Origin of the sequence: Flagellimonas pelagia, from assembly GCF_003584135.1 — a bacterium.
GTDB lineage: Bacteria > Bacteroidota > Bacteroidia > Flavobacteriales > Flavobacteriaceae > Flagellimonas > Flagellimonas pelagia.
Genome location: NZ_QXFI01000024.1, coordinates 53,066 through 68,695 on the forward strand (window position 1 = coordinate 53,066; position 15,630 = coordinate 68,695).

Below are 15,630 nucleotides of genomic sequence, written 5' to 3' on the forward strand. Positions count from 1 at the left end.
TAAGGATAGCTATATCCTTACGTGATGCTTTTCAAAATAAGCATCACATTATAAACGCATTGTATCTCATTGCATTGCGATGTTTAAACTGAATTAATACTTTTACTATGATTAACAAAATCATTTCATTTTCCATTAATAACAAGTTTATTATTGGGCTCTTCATAGTGGCACTGGTAGGTACGGGCATTTGGTCTATGGCCACTATAAATCTGGGTTCTGTCCCCGATATTACCAACAACCAAGTACAGGTTATTACAGTAGCCCCAAATTTAGGTACTGAGGATATTGAACAATTTGTTACCTATCCTGTAGAATTGGCAATGGCCAACCTTCCTGACGTTATCGAGCTGCGTTCGGTATCTCGTTTTGGGCTGTCCGTGGTTACCATTGTTTTTAAGGACGAAGCAGGCACCTATCTTCCCCGGCAATTGGTGCAAGAAAAATTGACCGAAGTCGCCGGGGAAATTCCCGAAGGTTTTGGTACGCCTTTTATGGCACCCATTACTACGGGTCTGGGCGAAATATTCCAATACACCTTAAAGGTAAAAGAAGGATACGAAGATAAATACGATGCAATGGAACTTCGTACCATTCAGGATTGGATTGTTAAACGCCAAATGGCATTAGTGCCCGGTGTGGTCGAGGTCAATGCTTTTGGGGGCTATGTGAAGCAGTACGAAGTGGCCATAAACCCTGACAAACTAAAAAGTTTTGGCATTACCATGGGGCAGGTTTTTGAAGCCCTTAAGGTGAACAATGCCAATACAGGCGGTGCCTATATTGAAAAAAACCATCAGGCCAACTTTATCCGTGGCGAAGGTTTGGCCAGTAGCCTTGAAGATTTGGAAAATACGGTGGTTACTACCCAAAATGGAACACCTGTTCTGGTACGTGATATCGCTCAGAAAGTGGGCTATGGGAATCAGGTACGTTATGGGGCGTTTACCCAAGATGGCCACGAATCCGTGGGAGGTCAGATTTTGATGTTAAAGGGAGAAAGCCCAAGTAATGTGATCAATAATGTAGAAAAACGAATTGACGAGATACAAAAATCGCTTCCCGAGGGCGTTTATATTGAACCGTTCTTAAGCCGTGCCGAACTTATAGCCAGGACCACAAGTACGGTAGAGAAGAACTTGATTGAAGGTTCATTGATTGTGATCTTTGTGCTTGTACTGCTCTTGGGGAGTTTACGTGGCGGATTGATTACCGCTTCGGTAATCCCGTTATCATTACTCTTCGCATTTATCCTGATGAAACAGTTCGGCGTATGGGCAAATTTAATGTCCCTTGGTGCCATCGATTTTGGGATTATCGTGGATGGTGCGGTCATTATCGTGGAAGGTATGGTATTGCATATCCATCAACGGATGAAAAAATCAAAAGCAGCGATAGGTCAGGCCGAAATGGACGAAATGGCATACGAATCGGGAAGTACGATGATGAACTCTGCCTTTTTCGGTCAGCTTATCATTCTTATCGTATTTACACCAATCCTTTTCCTTACCGGAGTTGAAGGAAAAATGTTCCGTCCCATGGCATTTACCTTTGGTTTTGCCGTACTTGGGGCGATTATCCTATGCCTTACCTACGTACCTATGGTTTCGGCCTTGTTCCTGAAACCTGCAAAAAACCAGGACCATTGGTTTGCCAAATTTGAAAATAGTATCGATAGGTTCAGTGATAAAATCATGGCAGGGTTGAACAAAGCCTATAAGCCATTGCTGTCGTTTGCATTGCGTTTTAAGGCTGGTATTGTTTTAGGGGCAGTTGCTTTACTGGCAATCGCAGGATTTATATTCAGCACTATGGGTGGTGAATTTATCCCAAAGCTGGATGAAGGCGATATTGCCATGCAGGCCCTGATAAAACCGGGCAGTAGCCTTACCGAATCCATTGAAGCTTCAAAAAAACTTCAGAACTTGATAAATGAATTTCCCGAAGTGAAGACCATGATCTCGAGGATCGGGGTGGCCGAAATCCCTACCGACCCCATGCCCATGGACATTGCCGATAGTTACATCATCCTTGAAAAGGATAAGAGCAAATGGACCAGTGCGGAGAGCAAGGAAGAACTCATAGAAAAAATAAAGGAAAAGATTTCGGTTATCCCGGGGGTGAACTTCGTGTTTACCCAACCCGTAGAGCTCCGTTTCAATGAACTGTTGACGGGTGTCCGGGAAGATGTTGCCATCAAGATCTATGGTGAGGACCTGGATGTTCTGGCCGAAAAGGCACAGGAAATGGCGGCAATCATACAAACCGTAGATGGCGCTGGTGATGTACGGGCGGAAGCGACCAGTGGCCTGCCACAGATGACCGTTGTCTATAACCGGGCAAAGATGGCGCAATACGGGGTTACCATTGACAAGCTCAACGATTATGTGAGTGCCGCCTTCGCAGGGGAATCGGCAAGTGTCATATTCGAGGGCGAAAAGCGCTTTGACGTGGTCATCCGTCTGGCCGAGGACTATCGAAAGGATATCAACAACCTTAAAAATCTGTATATAGACCTGCCCAGTGGTAACCAAGTGCCCCTAAAGGAATTGGCGGACATCAGCTATAAACCCGGGCCCATGCAGATTTCCAGGGACAATACCTACCGGCGAATCTATGTGGGGGTAAACGTTCGGGGCAGGGATGTCAAGTCCATGGTCGAGGAGGTTCAGCAAAAGCTCGATGCCCAGTTGAAACTGCCCCCGGGGTATTATATAACCTATGGCGGTTCTTTTGAGAACCTTCAAAGGGCGACCGACCGATTAATGATCGTAGTGCCTATTGCACTGTTCCTAATTTTCATATTGCTCTACTTTGCTTTGAGCTCGTTCTCACAGTCGGTAATGATTTATATGGCAGTACCCCTGGCAGCCATTGGTGGCGTGTTTGCCCTTTGGATACGGGGAATGCCATTCAGTATTTCCGCAGGAGTCGGATTTATCGTGCTTTTTGGTGTTGCAGTATTGAACGGACTGGTACTGATAAACAAATTCAATGATTTAAAAGAAAGTGGTATGACAAATTTAAAAGACAGGATCTACGAGGCAACCCACGAGCGCTTGCGCCCTATATTGCTTACGGCAACGGCGGCCATTATGGGCTTTATCCCAATGGCGATTTCTACTTCCGGTGGTGCAGAAGTGCAGCGACCATTGGCAACCGTTGTTATTGGTGGCTTGATTACGGCAACCTTTTTAACATTGGTGGTAGTCCCGGTACTTTATAGTTGGTTGGAATCCCGTAAGGAGCGTAGAAATAATGGTGACGATACGGGTTATATCAAAAAAAGCCAAGCCATCATTCCAGTTTTATTGTTGGTTGGAGGATTTTTATCATCTGGTAACCTATCGGCCCAAAACAATCCCATCGCTCAAACCTTGACTTTAGATGAAGCTATAGTAATGGCAAGGGAAAATTATCCCACCCTAAAGGAAGGACAAGCGTTCATAGACAGGGAACAGGCCTTGAAGGGCACCAGTTTTGACCTGGGCAGCACGTTTCTATATGCCGGCAGGGAAGACCAAGGCCTGAATCAGGGAAATCTGCGTACCTTCGGGGTACAACAGGGCAACATTGACCTGCTCTCCGGGTTTTCAAAATCCAGGTTCTATAAGGAACGCACCAAGCTGGGCGAGAAATTCTATGACCTTAGTGAGCAGCAGCTGGTACGGGATGTGATGCAGGCCTATTATGAGATTGCCTACAATAAGGCCCGCCTGAAGCTTGCCGAGCGGCTGGACAGCATTTATGCCGATTTTGAAAGCGCGGCCAAATTAAGGTACGATAGCGGTGAGACCGGAAAACTCGCCTATATTTCGGCTACCTCGGAGTACCAACAAATACAGGTGTTAAAGCAACAGTCCTATGATGATATCGAGATTGCCAAAAGGGCATTGAAGCAATATCTGGGAATCGATGGTTCCATTGATACGATGGATGGGCCTTATGGGATCATAAACCCAATATCGGTTGTGGACACTTTGGATATAAGCAATAACCCGTTGCTGCAATTCGACCTTCAGAACGCTGCAGTGGGCAAAGCGAACGTAAAGGTCGAAAAATCCCAGTTCCTGCCAAAGTTCAGCCTGAGCTATGACAATCTCAAGTATAATGATGTTACGGGGTTCAATGCCTATCAGGCGGGCATCAGCATCCCTTTGTGGTTCCTTCCGCAAAAAAATAGGGTAAGGGCGGCCAAGGCAGATGCCATGGTGGCCGAAAACCAGTATTTGACACAAAAGGCGACCACCGAGAGCCTGGTCTCCCAACTGTACAAAGCCCAGGACAAAACGTTGAAGTCGTTGAGGTACTATGAAGAAGCGGCACTGCCACTGGCAGAGGAACAGTTGACCACTGCCGAACTGGCAAACAAGGAAGGTGAGATAGACTACATTAGCTATATCACCATCCTCAACAGTGCCATCAACATCAAAATAAACCATTTGGATTTCATCAACCAATATAACCAACAGGCCATTGAGATACAATATCAATTGGGCAATCTATAATCTTAAAAAGAAAGAAAAATGAAGAATATACTATTAGTTAGTACCGTATTATTGACACTTATGTTTCTGAGCTGTAACGATGCCCCAAAATCCGAGCTTGGGCATAACGAAACGGAAGGCGTATCAAAAACCGAAGCACCTGGAGAAGATGCGCACGGAGAAGAGGGTCACGACGAAGAAGAAGGTGGCCACGAAGGGGAAGAAGGGGAAGAAGGTGTTGTTGAACTTACAAAACAACAGGCCGAAACCATCGGTCTGGAAACGAAACCTCTGGAGGAACGTAATTTAGGGAACAACATTAAGGTAACAGGAACACTCGAACTCTTCCCACAGGACAGGGCAAACATTAGTCCCTTTATTGGTGGAAATGTTAGCTCGATCAAGGTAGTACCGGGCAACATTGTGCGCAAGGGACAGGTGTTGGCCTATATAGAACACCCGGATATCATCGCCATGCAACAGGAATACCAGGAAAAGAATGACGAACTGGTATTTTTAAAGCAGGATTTTGAGCGCAAAAAGACCCTCTATGACAAAGGGGTTTCCTCTGGCAAGGAATTCCAAATGGCGCAATCCAAATTTCGTTCCACCACTTCCAGTGTAAACGGCCTAAAGTCCAAACTACGCTTGTTGGGACTGGACCCTTCCAAAGTGGCCGAAGGGGAGATCTATTCTGCCATCCCCATTATTACGCCCATTAGTGGCTATGTGGGCGAAGTAATGGTAAGCCTGGGCGATTATGTGGCCCCACAATCCAAAATGTTCTCGATAAGCGATAATTCGAAAATCTATGTCAATTTCAAAGTATATGAAAAGGACATCAAGCAGGTCAAGGAGGGACAACAGATTTATTTTTCAACAGCCTCAAAACCTAATGAATTGTTAAAGGCCACCGTGCGTTCCATAGGGCAGACGTTTGAGAGCGATCCGAAGGCCATAGAGGTATTGGCAGATATCGAGAATAAAGACAAGGACCTTTTGCCCGGAATGTATGTGGAGGGAAGAATTGTACAAGGAGAAAAATCAGGCTTTGCTGTTCCCGAGGAAGCTATTGTCCAGGAAGGTGAACAGTCTTATATCTTCATCATGGATGAGGATGAAGAACCTGTTGAAAATAAAATGAAATATAAACGCATCCCCGTGAGCACGGGGGTCAACGATCTGGGGTTTGTTGAAGTTAACCTGCCTGCAGGAACACCCGAAAATATCAAAATAGTAACAAATGGGGCCTATACTCTTTCTTCAGAAATGGTGAAAGGCGAATTGGAGCACGGACATTAATTCTCTAAAAATCAAGGATTTTGATTCCGAGTTTGTTTATCGACTTAATTTAGTTAGTTAAAAATTAAAGAACAGGCTCGGTTCAAAATCGATTAAAAATTTAAACATTTTAAAAATGAAAGAAATAAAAGCATTTGTTAAACCGAACAGGATACAAAGGGTCATCGAAGCCCTTAGCGATAAAGGTTTTAAAAGTATGACGCTTTCACAGGCGGAGGGTACTGGAGCATTCAAAGCAAAAGGCGCGAAGCCCTCATTGGATTTTCACGTAACCGATAGTCCGGTGGTAAAAGTGGAGCTGGTATGTCAAAATGAAGAAGCACAATCGGCAATCGATATTATTACGGAAAACGGTAAAACGCCCGACCCAGGGGACGGTATCATCTATTTATCGGATATTGAGGATGCCTTCCAGATCAAAACGGGGGAATCCTTAAAACGGTACGACCTCTGACCCATCGCACATGGAAAAAATCGTCAAAAAATTGGAGAGCAAGGGAATACGACCCACCCCGATGCGTCTGTTGACCTATAAAAAGTTACTGGAAAACGAGGTGGCCATCAGTTTGGGCGAATTGGAGAGTTTCTTCGAGAAGTCGGAAAGGAGTACCCTTTTCCGGACGATGAAAACATTTGAGGAAAAAGGCATCGTACATCAAATAGAGGACGGTACGGGCATTATGAAATATGCGCTCTGTGAGGAAGACTGTGAATGTGAGGTGGGCAACGACCTGCACCTGCATTTTCATTGCACCCGGTGCAACGAGACCGTTTGTTTGACCGACCGTAAAATCCCGCAGGTAAACCTGCCCCAAGGATATATGGCAGAGGATATCAATCTGGTCGTAACGGGAGTATGCAATAAATGCAATGGCAATTTGGAGTAACCTTTAAGGACAATAATATCAAAAGAATACGACGATGATAGCAATCTATAAAAAAGACCAAATCTTATATACCATCGCAGATCAAGAGCTGGATGCCGATGATGGGGCGACCTTAGTCAAGGCCCTGAATGAACATTTGAAAAGCAATGAACTGCCCGCTTGGTATATGGAAATGGAGCCTCGCAAAAAAGGAGTGAAGAAAAGCAGCGGTGAGAGGTTGGATATTTCCTTTCCCGAAGAAGCACGGCTTAAGAAAATAGCCTTGGTGGGCGAAAAAACATGGCAAGAACGGTTTACCGAATCGCTATTGCCGTTTAGTGAAGCCCACATAAAATATTTCGGACCTGAAGATGGAAACATGGCCAACAACTGGCTCGAACAAACAAGCAATAGCAATAGTAACTGAAACATGAATCTTTAAATCTAGAAAATTATGATGGACGATTGGTATTTTGGGGGAATGCACTGGATATGGTGGGGGTTATGGATAATCCTCATCTTCTGGATATTCCTGATTCCCTACCCCACACCGGGACAGAAAAACAGAAAGGACAGGGCAATGGAAGCCCTGAGGGAGCGGTACGCCCGCGGCGAAATCGACGAAGAGGAGTTTGAGAAACGCAAGACGTTCCTGTTAAAGGACAAAAAATAACAGTGTTTTGCTTTTGACCGAACGACCATAACACCGTTATCTATGCAAAGAAGAAAAATAGGGATATGGCTTTTGGCAGGCTTTGCCTTTGGGGTCTTTATACTGCAACCCTTGGGCCTATCCCTTTTTCTCTTTGACCGGTCGGGCGATTCCGGTCACTGGCCAAGCTATCTTGGCGAGGCTTTTGAAACCGTATGGGGTTTTACCGATGTTGACCAAGTCCTTAAAAACCTGTTGTTCGGAATATTGGGAAGCAGCCTTGCCTTGATGGTCTTTTTCAGAAAAAAGATTTTTCAACTGAACAGGAAACGGATGGATGGGCAAACCCTGCTGGAACTCATTAAAAAAGGCGAGAATGATTTGGTGGAGTTCAAATCAAGTCTGCGATGGGATTTACGTCAATCCAAAGTGAATAAACAGTTGGAATTTGTAATTATCAAGACCATAGCGGGTTTTATGAACACCAACGGTGGTAATTTGCTTATAGGAGTAGACGATAACGGCAACATCCTCGGTCTAAACCAGGATTTTGACACCTTGAAAAAACCGGGTACAGATGGTTTTGAGCAATACCTGATGCAGTTGATATCTTTAAAATTGGGAACCCATTTATGTACGGCTGTAAATGTATCTTTTTACAGATATGGAGAAAATGACGTGTGCTACATAGAAATAGACCCGGCCAAAACACCAGTCTATCTAAGTCAAGACGGGAGGTCACGGTTTTATATTAGAACGGGCAACGGAACGCGCGAACTCGATTTGCCCGAAGCCATCTTGCACTTAGGAAAAGAGAAGGCGCTTTATAATTAAGAAAAGTAAGTGTAGGCCAATGGATATTTGCACATACAACGCACTAATATTTTAAATAGATTAATATAAAGATATACAAATATGTTACAGATAATAAACTTAGAACAAGAACATCTTATTGCCGCTAAAATCAGCGGGAAACTTACGGAAAAGGATATGGAAAAGATGCATCCGCTTATCCACAACATCATAGAAAAAGGGCATAAAGTGGATTTCTATTTTGAAATGGAAGATTTAAAAGGCTATACCCTTAAAGGCTTTTGGGAAGACCTAAAGATTGATTCGGCTCATTTGGGAGATTATGGCAAGATGGCCTTTGTGGGCAATAAAAAATGGCAGGAATGGGCCGCGAAGGCAACTGATTTTTTCATAAAGTCTGAAGTTAAATTTTTTGATAGTAAAAATAAAGAGCAGGCAATGACCTGGGTCTCAACAAAAGGATGAAAAAGAAAAAACTACAGCTACGGGAGCTAAAAGGGAAACAGTCCACTGTAATTTCAGCAACCGAAAAAAAGCTCAAAACCTATTTACCGGCAATTTTCAGCTTTGTGATGCTCATAGTTGGTATTGCCATTGACTATTTCGATGCCTTTCCTTTCTTTAAGGGATGGGTCAGGATTGTGTGGTACACGGTGGCTTACATCCCTGTTGGCTTTCCCGTCATCAAGGAGGGATGGGAAAGTATTAAAAATGGCGATTTCTTTACAGAATTTTTCCTGATGTCCATCGCAACCTTGGGAGCATTTGCCATAGGCGAATATCCAGAGGGCGTTGCCGTGATGTTGTTCTATGCCGTGGGCGAACTGTTCCAAAATGCTGCCGTAAACCGTGCCAAAGGAAACATTAGGGCACTTCTGGATGCACGACCGGACGAGGCATTGGTCTATCGTAATGGGGACTTCGTTTCCGTCAATCCCGAAACGGTCAATATTGGCGAGAAGATACAGGTACGGGTGGGCGAAAAAATCCCATTGGATGGCAAACTGCTATCAAACAAAGCATCGCTCAATACAGCTGCCATTACTGGCGAAAGCAAACCCGACACCATAACACAGAACGAAAAAGTCTTTGCGGGAAGCATCAATCTCGACGGTGTCATCGAAGTAGAAACCACCAAGAAATTCAAGGACAGTTCCATCGCCCGTATTCTGGAGATGGTACAGAATGCCACGGCCCGGAAATCAAAGACCGAATTATTTATTAGGAAGTTTGCACGGATTTATACGCCCATCGTGGTTTTCCTTGCTATCGGACTCACTTTGTTACCATACTTTTTTGTCGATGAATATGTGTTTAGGGATTGGCTATACCGAGCTTTAATTTTCTTGGTGATTTCCTGCCCTTGTGCCTTGGTCATTTCCATTCCACTGGGCTATTTCGGCGGTCTGGGTGCGGCATCGCGCAACGGAATCCTGTTCAAAGGTGCATCCTTTCTCGATGCAATGACCAAAGTGAATACTGTGGTGATGGACAAAACCGGAACCGTTACCAAAGGGGTCTTTAAGATTAAGGAAGTGATAAATACATCCGCTTTTGCGGAAGTGGAATTTATGAAATACCTGATGGCGATGGAAGAACAATCTACCCACCCCATTGCAAAGGCAATTCTGGAATACAAAGCGGACGGTACTGATTTTAAGGCATCCGAAGTTTCTGAAGTTGCCGGTAAGGGATTAAAGGGCACAGTCAACCATAAGCAGGTCTTGGTCGGCAACAAAGCATTGATGACTTCCAATAGTGTTGATGTTCCACCTGAAACCGATGTGATAGTCGAATCTATAGTGATGGTCGCCATCGATGGAAAATTCGCAGGCTATGTGACCATTGCCGATGAACTTAAGGAAGACGCGCATCACACCATTCAACAGATTCGGGTGGCCGGAATAGCTAAAATCATAATGCTCTCTGGAGACAAGGATTCCATAACCCAACAAGTTGCCAAGGAACTGAATATTGATTGGGCCAAAGGCGGCTTGCTACCCGAAGATAAGCTCAACGAGGTCGAAAAGCTCAAGGAACAACCTGAATCCACGGTAGCATTTATGGGCGACGGCATCAACGATGCACCCGTGCTCGCAGCCAGTGATGTGGGTATTGCAATGGGTGGTTTGGGCAGCGATGTGGCCATAGAGACCGCAGACGTTATCATCCAGACCGACCAGCCGAGCAGGATGGCCCGAGGAATCCAAATTGGACGCTCAACACGCCGTATCGTATGGCAAAATATTGGTCTTACTTTTGGGGTAAAAGGGATTTTTCTCATTTTGGGTGCCATCGGTTTGGCTACGATGTGGGAGGCTGTGTTTGCCGATGTAGGTGTTTCGTTCGTTGCCATTCTCAATGCAATACGTTTGCAAAAAATGAATTGGAAATAGCAAAAATGTTAACCTTTAACAAATTACAAGCCCAAAACTGGATTAAATCTTAATTAACGATAACAAAACCATTAATAATATGAAAGACAAGGAAAAACACAGCAAAGACGATGGCCACAACCACGACCACGGCGGCATCTTCGGCAAAAACACCGAACTCTATTTTGCTATTTTAAGCGGGGTCACACTAATTACGGGTTTCCTATTGGAGAAATTTACCGGGGTTTCAGAAAACATTCCTTTTTGGCTCTATATTGCGGCCTACTTTTTCGGTGGCTATTTTACCTTGAAGGAGGCCATCGTCAAGATTTCCAAGGGCGGATTTGAAATCGATTTCCTGATGCTGGTCGCAGCTGCAGGAGCCGCCTATTTGGGCGAATGGGCAGAAGGTGCCTTGTTGCTGTTCCTGTTTAGTTTGGGTCACGCACTGGAAAACTATGCAATGGGCAAGGCCAAGAAATCCATTGCAGCGTTAACAGACCTTGCGCCTAAAACCGCACTATTAAAGAAGGATGACGATACCGTTGAAGTCGGTATAGAAGAGTTACAGATAGGTGATACTATCGTGGTACGCCCCAACAGTAAAATATCTGCTGATGGTGTTATTGTAAAGGGCAATAGTAGTATAGACCAGTCACCCATTACCGGGGAAAGCGTTCCAGTGGACAAAACACCAATAGAAAATCCCGATAAGGAATATACAGCAAAAAGCGATATTCCCGACGAGAACCGTGTATTTTCAGGAACTATCAATGGCAACAATACCCTCGAAATAAAGGTGATTAAAGAGGCAAAAGATTCTACCCTCAACCGCTTGGTCACTATGGTTCAAGAGGCCCAGGACCAAAAATCGCCCACACAATTATTGACAGACAAGTTTGAGCGGTACTACGTGCCATCGGTAATCTTATTGGTCATAGTATTAAATTTTGCTTTTTTGGTCATCGATGAAACGTGGAATGAAAGCCTGTACCGTTCCCTGGCGGTACTTGTGGCAGCCAGTCCTTGTGCCCTGGCCATTTCTACGCCATCTGCTGTATTGAGTGGTGTGGCAAGAGCAGCACGAGGCGGGGTTTTGATAAAAGGCGGTCGCCCCTTGGAAGACTTAGGGGTACTTACCGCTCTCGCTTTTGACAAAACGGGAACACTTACCGAAGGAAAACCAAAGCTTACCGACGTCGAAAGTTTTGGCAGTATAGATAAAAAGGAACTGTTGGAAATCGCGATTGCGGTTGAGGAACTGAGTGACCATCCCCTGGCAAAGGCTGTTGTAAGGGATGGGATGGAGCGGCTTGGGAAGGACACCAAAATTCCCGATGCCGATGATTTGGAAGCCGTACAGGGCAAGGGCATAAAGGCAAACTATCAAGGGAATTCCATTTACATAGGCAACCTTGAGCTTTTTGAGGATATTGATAAAGGTGTTCCCAGCGATGTATCAGAAAAGGTAAGAGCGCTTGAAGGGGAAGGAAAGACCACGATGCTAATAAAAAGGGGCAATGAATTTATAGGGATGCTGGGGCTAATGGACACGCCACGGGAAAAAGCCAAGGAAACCCTTGCCCAACTAAAGGAAATAGGCATCAAGAAAATGATAATGCTTACCGGCGACAACCAGAAAGTAGCCGACGCTGTAGCCGAGGAAATCGGTTTGACCGAAGCTCGCGGAAGTCTGCTTCCCGAAGAAAAAGTGGAGGCCATCAAAAAACTTGCGGAACAGGAAAATAAACTGGCAATGATAGGTGATGGGGTCAATGATGCCCCTGCTATGGCAAACAGTACCGTTGGTATTGCAATGGGTGCGGCGGGAAGCGACGTGGCTTTAGAGACCGCAGATATAGCACTAATGGCAGACAAACTGGAAACCTTGCCTTTTGCCATCGGTTTGAGCAGAAAAGCGAAGGCGATAATCAAGCAAAACTTATGGGTTAGCTTGGGGGTTGTTGCCCTTTTAATTCCTGCGACCATAATGAGCTGGGCAAGTATCGGCATAGCCGTGGCGGTTCACGAAGGCTCTACGTTGGTAGTGGTGGTCAATGCATTGCGTTTGCTCGCCTATAAAAAATAAATCCAATAAAGGAGATTGCCTTTGAATCAAGATTAAAAAATGAACAAAACGGAAAAAATATTGTCAAGTCACGGTATTCGCCCTACTCAAATGAGGTCCAAGATATACAGGTATCTGAGAAGGAAGCAAAGTGCCGTGTCCTTTTCCGATTTAAAAAAGGTCTTTGCCGAAAAGAGCGAAACCAATAAGACAGCAAACAGAACGACCTTTTATCGCAACCTTAAGATTTTTGAGGAGAAGGGACTTATTCATCAGATTAATGATGGAACCGGAGTGGCAAAATTTGCAATTTCTGATGAAAACGTTAAAGGTAAATATGGTTCGGATTTACATCTGCATTTTCATTGTACCGAATGTAAGAAAACAATCTGTTTGCCAAATAAAATACCGGAAGAAAGTTTACCAAGTGATTATAAAATAAACGATGTCAACTTGGTATTAAAAGGGATATGCGTGAAATGTAAGGAAAAATAACAGGTGGGAGTTCCAGAACTTTGAACCCTTGCGCCCAAGAGGCAAGTTCAAGGTTCTTCCACCTTATTTAACCAAAAAAATACAATTATGGAAAAATATGATATAACAATTATTGGTTCCGGTCCAGGTGGCTACATGTGTGCCATACGTGCTGCACAACTGGGCTTTAAAGTGGCCATAATCGAAAGGTACAGTACCCTTGGCGGCACTTGCCTTAACGTGGGTTGTTATCCCTTCAAAAGCCTGGCTGGAAGCATCGGAACATTACCACAAGCTCAAACACCAATTCGAGGATTTCGGCATTGATGTCAAGGAGGCGAATGTAGATATTGTAAAAATGAACCAAAGGGTTCAAGACGTCGTGGGGGAAATCATCAACGGGGTAGCCTACCTGATGAAAAAGAACAAGGTTACCGTTTATGAAGGCCACGGAAACATCAAGGACAAAAACACCATTGAAATTAAGGGCGAGGACAAAACACAAACCATAGAAACCGATAAAATGGTCATCGCCACCGGGTCAAAACCTGCATCCTTGCCCAACATAGAAATAGATAAAAAAAGGATTATTTCCTCTACGGAAGCGCTTGCCCTTAAAGAAATCCCCAAACACTTGATGGTCGTTGGAGGTGGTGTCATTGGGGTCGAGATAGGTTCGGTTTTCGCCAGGTTAGGTTCAAAGGTTTCCATCGTAGAGTATTTTGATGGGCTTATTTATACAATGGACAAATCCGTAGGGCATCAATTGTACAGGTCCCTAAGAAAACAAGATATCGAGTTCTATCTGGAACACAAGGTCACAAAAGCTGTGGCAGCAGATGATAAAGTAACCCTTACGGCACAGAACAGGAAAGACGACAAGGAAATGCAGTTGGAAGGCGACTATTGCCTGATGGCCATTGGGAGAAAACCTTTTACATCAGGCTTGGGCCTTGCAAACGTGGGAGTGGAAACCAACGAAAAAGGACAAATAAAAGTAGACGATAACCTGGAAACCAATGTAAAAGGGGTCTATGCCATTGGAGATGTAGTCCGAGGTGCGATGCTCGCCCATAAGGCCAGTGAAGAAGGTGTTTTTGTGGCCGAACGCATTGCGGGACAAAAGCCGCACATCAATTATTCCCTCATACCAAACATTGTCTATACACAGCCCGAAGTAGCCGGCGTGGGACTTACCGAAGAGGAACTTAAAGAAGCAGGAAGGGCTATAAAAACGGGCACGTTTCCCTTTAAGGCCAATGCACGGGCCAAGATAAGTATGGACACCGATGGCTTTATAAAAGTGATTGCAGACAAGGAAACCGATGAAATTTTGGGCGTTCATATGATAGGTCCGCGCATAGCCGATAGTTATACGGAAGCTGTCGTGGCGATGGAATTCAGGGCAGCGGCAGAGGATATTGCCAGAATGTCCCACGGACACCCCACATTTTCAGAAACCTTTAAGGAAGCCTGCTTGGCTGCTACCGAAGACAGGGCGTTGCATATATAAAATTATAAAAAAAACGAAGATGAAGAAAATTCAAAAACTAACCCAAGAAATCAACGAATTGACCCTAAGGATTGAACACGAATATCCCGAACTCTATCGGTATTTGGATGAGAACCCCATAACGATTCCCGTAGATGATGAAGCAAAACCGACCATTAAATCGTTCGCTGATTATTTGGAGAGCTTAAAATCGATTTTGGAAAAATATATGGAATCCCATAGTAAGTAAAGATTTAAAAGACCAAACGTAGAATTTAATACAGATTATTTAAATGTCCACTATAAACAAAAGCACTTTTAAGGTAAGTCAAATGGATTGCCCTTCAGAAGAACAGATGATACGGATGAAACTGGAGTCAAATCCTCAAATCAAATATCTGGACTTTGACATTCCGAATAGGAAATTAGATGTGTACCATCAAGGGAATGCCCAAGAAATAAACGTGGAATTGGGTGCATTAAAGTTGGGGGAAAAACTTTTGGGAACAGAAAAGGCGGAAGCACCTAATACTGAAGATGAGACCAAACAAAAGAAGATACTCTGGTGGGTCTTGTACATCAATTTTGGTTTTTTTGTTATCGAAATGACTACGGGTTGGATTTCTTCCTCGATGGGTCTAATTGCCGATTCACTGGATATGCTGGCCGATTCCATTGTATATGCATTGAGCCTTTTTGCCGTAGGCGGCGCTATTTCCAGAAAAAAGAAAGTGGCGAAATTCAGTGGCTATTTTCAGATGGCGTTGGCCCTGCTGGGATTTTCGGAAGTCGTGAGAAGGTTTTTGAGTAGTAGCGAAACCCCTTTGTTCCAATGGATGATTATCGTTTCCATTTTCGCCCTTATCGGCAACCTCGTTTCCCTATGGTTGATAAACAAGGCCAAAAGCAAGGAAGCGCATATGCAGGCAAGTGCCATCTTTACCTCAAACGACATTATTGTGAACGGCGGGGTAATACTGGCAGGGGTGCTGGTTTATTTTTTAGACAGTAAATGGCCCGATTTGGTCATAGGCGGTATTGTATTTGCCTTTGTGATGCGTGGGGCCATTAGAATTTTAAAATTGTCCAAATAACGTATTG

At 44.3% G+C, this 15,630-nt stretch carries 13 protein-coding genes and 1 pseudogene; all 14 read left to right on the forward strand.

The genetic code is table 11. The annotated features are described in order from the left end of the window. The first annotated feature begins 107 nt into the window (after positions 1-107). The 14 genes and pseudogenes from D2V05_RS08690 to D2V05_RS08755 all read left to right on the forward strand — a co-directional run bounded on the left by D2V05_RS08690 (position 108) and on the right by D2V05_RS08755 (position 15,623). Positions 108-4,508, forward strand: coding sequence for a CusA/CzcA family heavy metal efflux RND transporter (locus D2V05_RS08690; protein ID WP_036383459.1), 4,401 nt, complete (start codon positions 108-110; stop codon positions 4,506-4,508). Positions 4,509-4,526: 18 nt separating this feature from the next. Next, positions 4,527-5,789, forward strand: coding sequence for an efflux RND transporter periplasmic adaptor subunit (locus D2V05_RS08695; protein ID WP_036383460.1), 1,263 nt, complete (start codon positions 4,527-4,529; stop codon positions 5,787-5,789). Positions 5,790-5,904: 115 nt separating this feature from the next. Beyond that, positions 5,905-6,243 carry a P-II family nitrogen regulator gene (locus D2V05_RS08700; protein ID WP_036383461.1) on the forward strand — a complete coding sequence of 113 codons (339 nt, stop codon included), beginning with the start codon at positions 5,905-5,907 and terminating at the stop codon, positions 6,241-6,243. Between the two features lie 10 nt (positions 6,244-6,253). After that, positions 6,254-6,676, forward strand: a complete 423-nt coding sequence (locus D2V05_RS08705) for a Fur family transcriptional regulator (protein ID WP_036383462.1) — start codon at positions 6,254-6,256, stop codon at positions 6,674-6,676. A 34-nt stretch (positions 6,677-6,710) separates the two neighbouring features. Continuing rightward, entirely contained in the window at positions 6,711-7,082 is a 372-nt protein-coding gene (locus tag D2V05_RS08710) for a SpoIIAA family protein (RefSeq protein WP_036383464.1), read from the forward strand. Positions 7,083-7,109: 27 nt separating this feature from the next. Further along, entirely contained in the window at positions 7,110-7,328 is a 219-nt protein-coding gene (locus D2V05_RS08715; protein WP_036383466.1) for an SHOCT domain-containing protein, read from the forward strand. A 42-nt stretch (positions 7,329-7,370) separates the two neighbouring features. Further along, entirely contained in the window at positions 7,371-8,141 is a 771-nt protein-coding gene (locus tag D2V05_RS08720; RefSeq protein ID WP_036383468.1) for an AlbA family DNA-binding domain-containing protein, read from the forward strand. An 81-nt stretch (positions 8,142-8,222) separates the two neighbouring features. After that, positions 8,223-8,585 (forward strand): SpoIIAA family protein, encoded by a 363-nt coding sequence (locus D2V05_RS08725; RefSeq protein WP_036383471.1) that lies wholly within the window; start codon positions 8,223-8,225, stop codon positions 8,583-8,585. Beyond that, positions 8,582-10,516, forward strand: a complete 1,935-nt coding sequence (locus D2V05_RS08730; protein ID WP_036383473.1) for a heavy metal translocating P-type ATPase — start codon at positions 8,582-8,584, stop codon at positions 10,514-10,516. Before D2V05_RS08725 ends, D2V05_RS08730 begins: the two co-directional genes overlap by 4 nt. 79 nt (positions 10,517-10,595) lie before the next feature. Further along, positions 10,596-12,584 carry a heavy metal translocating P-type ATPase gene (locus D2V05_RS08735; protein ID WP_051947305.1) on the forward strand — a complete coding sequence of 663 codons (1,989 nt, stop codon included), beginning with the start codon at positions 10,596-10,598 and terminating at the stop codon, positions 12,582-12,584. 39 nt (positions 12,585-12,623) lie between these two features. Then, positions 12,624-13,058: a Fur family transcriptional regulator gene (locus D2V05_RS08740; RefSeq protein ID WP_036383475.1), complete on the forward strand. Its 435-nt coding sequence runs from the start codon at positions 12,624-12,626 to the stop codon at positions 13,056-13,058. Positions 13,059-13,145: 87 nt separating this feature from the next. Beyond that, positions 13,146-14,550 (forward strand): annotated as a pseudogene (gene lpdA / locus D2V05_RS08745) (dihydrolipoyl dehydrogenase). Between the two features lie 19 nt (positions 14,551-14,569). Next, positions 14,570-14,779 (forward strand): hypothetical protein, encoded by a 210-nt coding sequence (locus D2V05_RS08750; RefSeq protein ID WP_036383480.1) that lies wholly within the window; start codon positions 14,570-14,572, stop codon positions 14,777-14,779. A gap of 43 nt (positions 14,780-14,822) precedes the next feature. Then, on the forward strand, positions 14,823-15,623 hold the full coding sequence (locus tag D2V05_RS08755) for a cation efflux transmembrane domain-containing protein (protein ID WP_036383482.1): 801 nt from the start codon (positions 14,823-14,825) through the stop codon (positions 15,621-15,623). The last annotated feature ends 7 nt before the right edge of the window (positions 15,624-15,630 follow it).

Excerpts from the sequence above, each read along its gene's own strand:
- D2V05_RS08690 (WP_036383459.1), top strand. The coding sequence starts at position 108 with ATGATTAACAAAATCATTTCATTTTCCATTAATAACAAGTTTATTATT.
- D2V05_RS08695 (WP_036383460.1), top strand. The coding sequence starts at position 4,527 with ATGAAGAATATACTATTAGTTAGTACCGTATTATTGACACTTATGTTT.
- D2V05_RS08700 (WP_036383461.1), top strand. The coding sequence starts at position 5,905 with ATGAAAGAAATAAAAGCATTTGTTAAACCGAACAGGATACAAAGGGTC.
- D2V05_RS08705 (WP_036383462.1), top strand. The coding sequence starts at position 6,254 with ATGGAAAAAATCGTCAAAAAATTGGAGAGCAAGGGAATACGACCCACC.
- D2V05_RS08710 (WP_036383464.1), top strand. The coding sequence starts at position 6,711 with ATGATAGCAATCTATAAAAAAGACCAAATCTTATATACCATCGCAGAT.
- D2V05_RS08715 (WP_036383466.1), top strand. The coding sequence starts at position 7,110 with ATGATGGACGATTGGTATTTTGGGGGAATGCACTGGATATGGTGGGGG.
- D2V05_RS08720 (WP_036383468.1), top strand. The coding sequence starts at position 7,371 with ATGCAAAGAAGAAAAATAGGGATATGGCTTTTGGCAGGCTTTGCCTTT.
- D2V05_RS08725 (WP_036383471.1), top strand. The coding sequence starts at position 8,223 with ATGTTACAGATAATAAACTTAGAACAAGAACATCTTATTGCCGCTAAA.
- D2V05_RS08730 (WP_036383473.1), top strand. The coding sequence starts at position 8,582 with ATGAAAAAGAAAAAACTACAGCTACGGGAGCTAAAAGGGAAACAGTCC.
- D2V05_RS08735 (WP_051947305.1), top strand. The coding sequence starts at position 10,596 with ATGAAAGACAAGGAAAAACACAGCAAAGACGATGGCCACAACCACGAC.
- D2V05_RS08740 (WP_036383475.1), top strand. The coding sequence starts at position 12,624 with ATGAACAAAACGGAAAAAATATTGTCAAGTCACGGTATTCGCCCTACT.
- D2V05_RS08750 (WP_036383480.1), top strand. The coding sequence starts at position 14,570 with ATGAAGAAAATTCAAAAACTAACCCAAGAAATCAACGAATTGACCCTA.
- D2V05_RS08755 (WP_036383482.1), top strand. The coding sequence starts at position 14,823 with ATGTCCACTATAAACAAAAGCACTTTTAAGGTAAGTCAAATGGATTGC.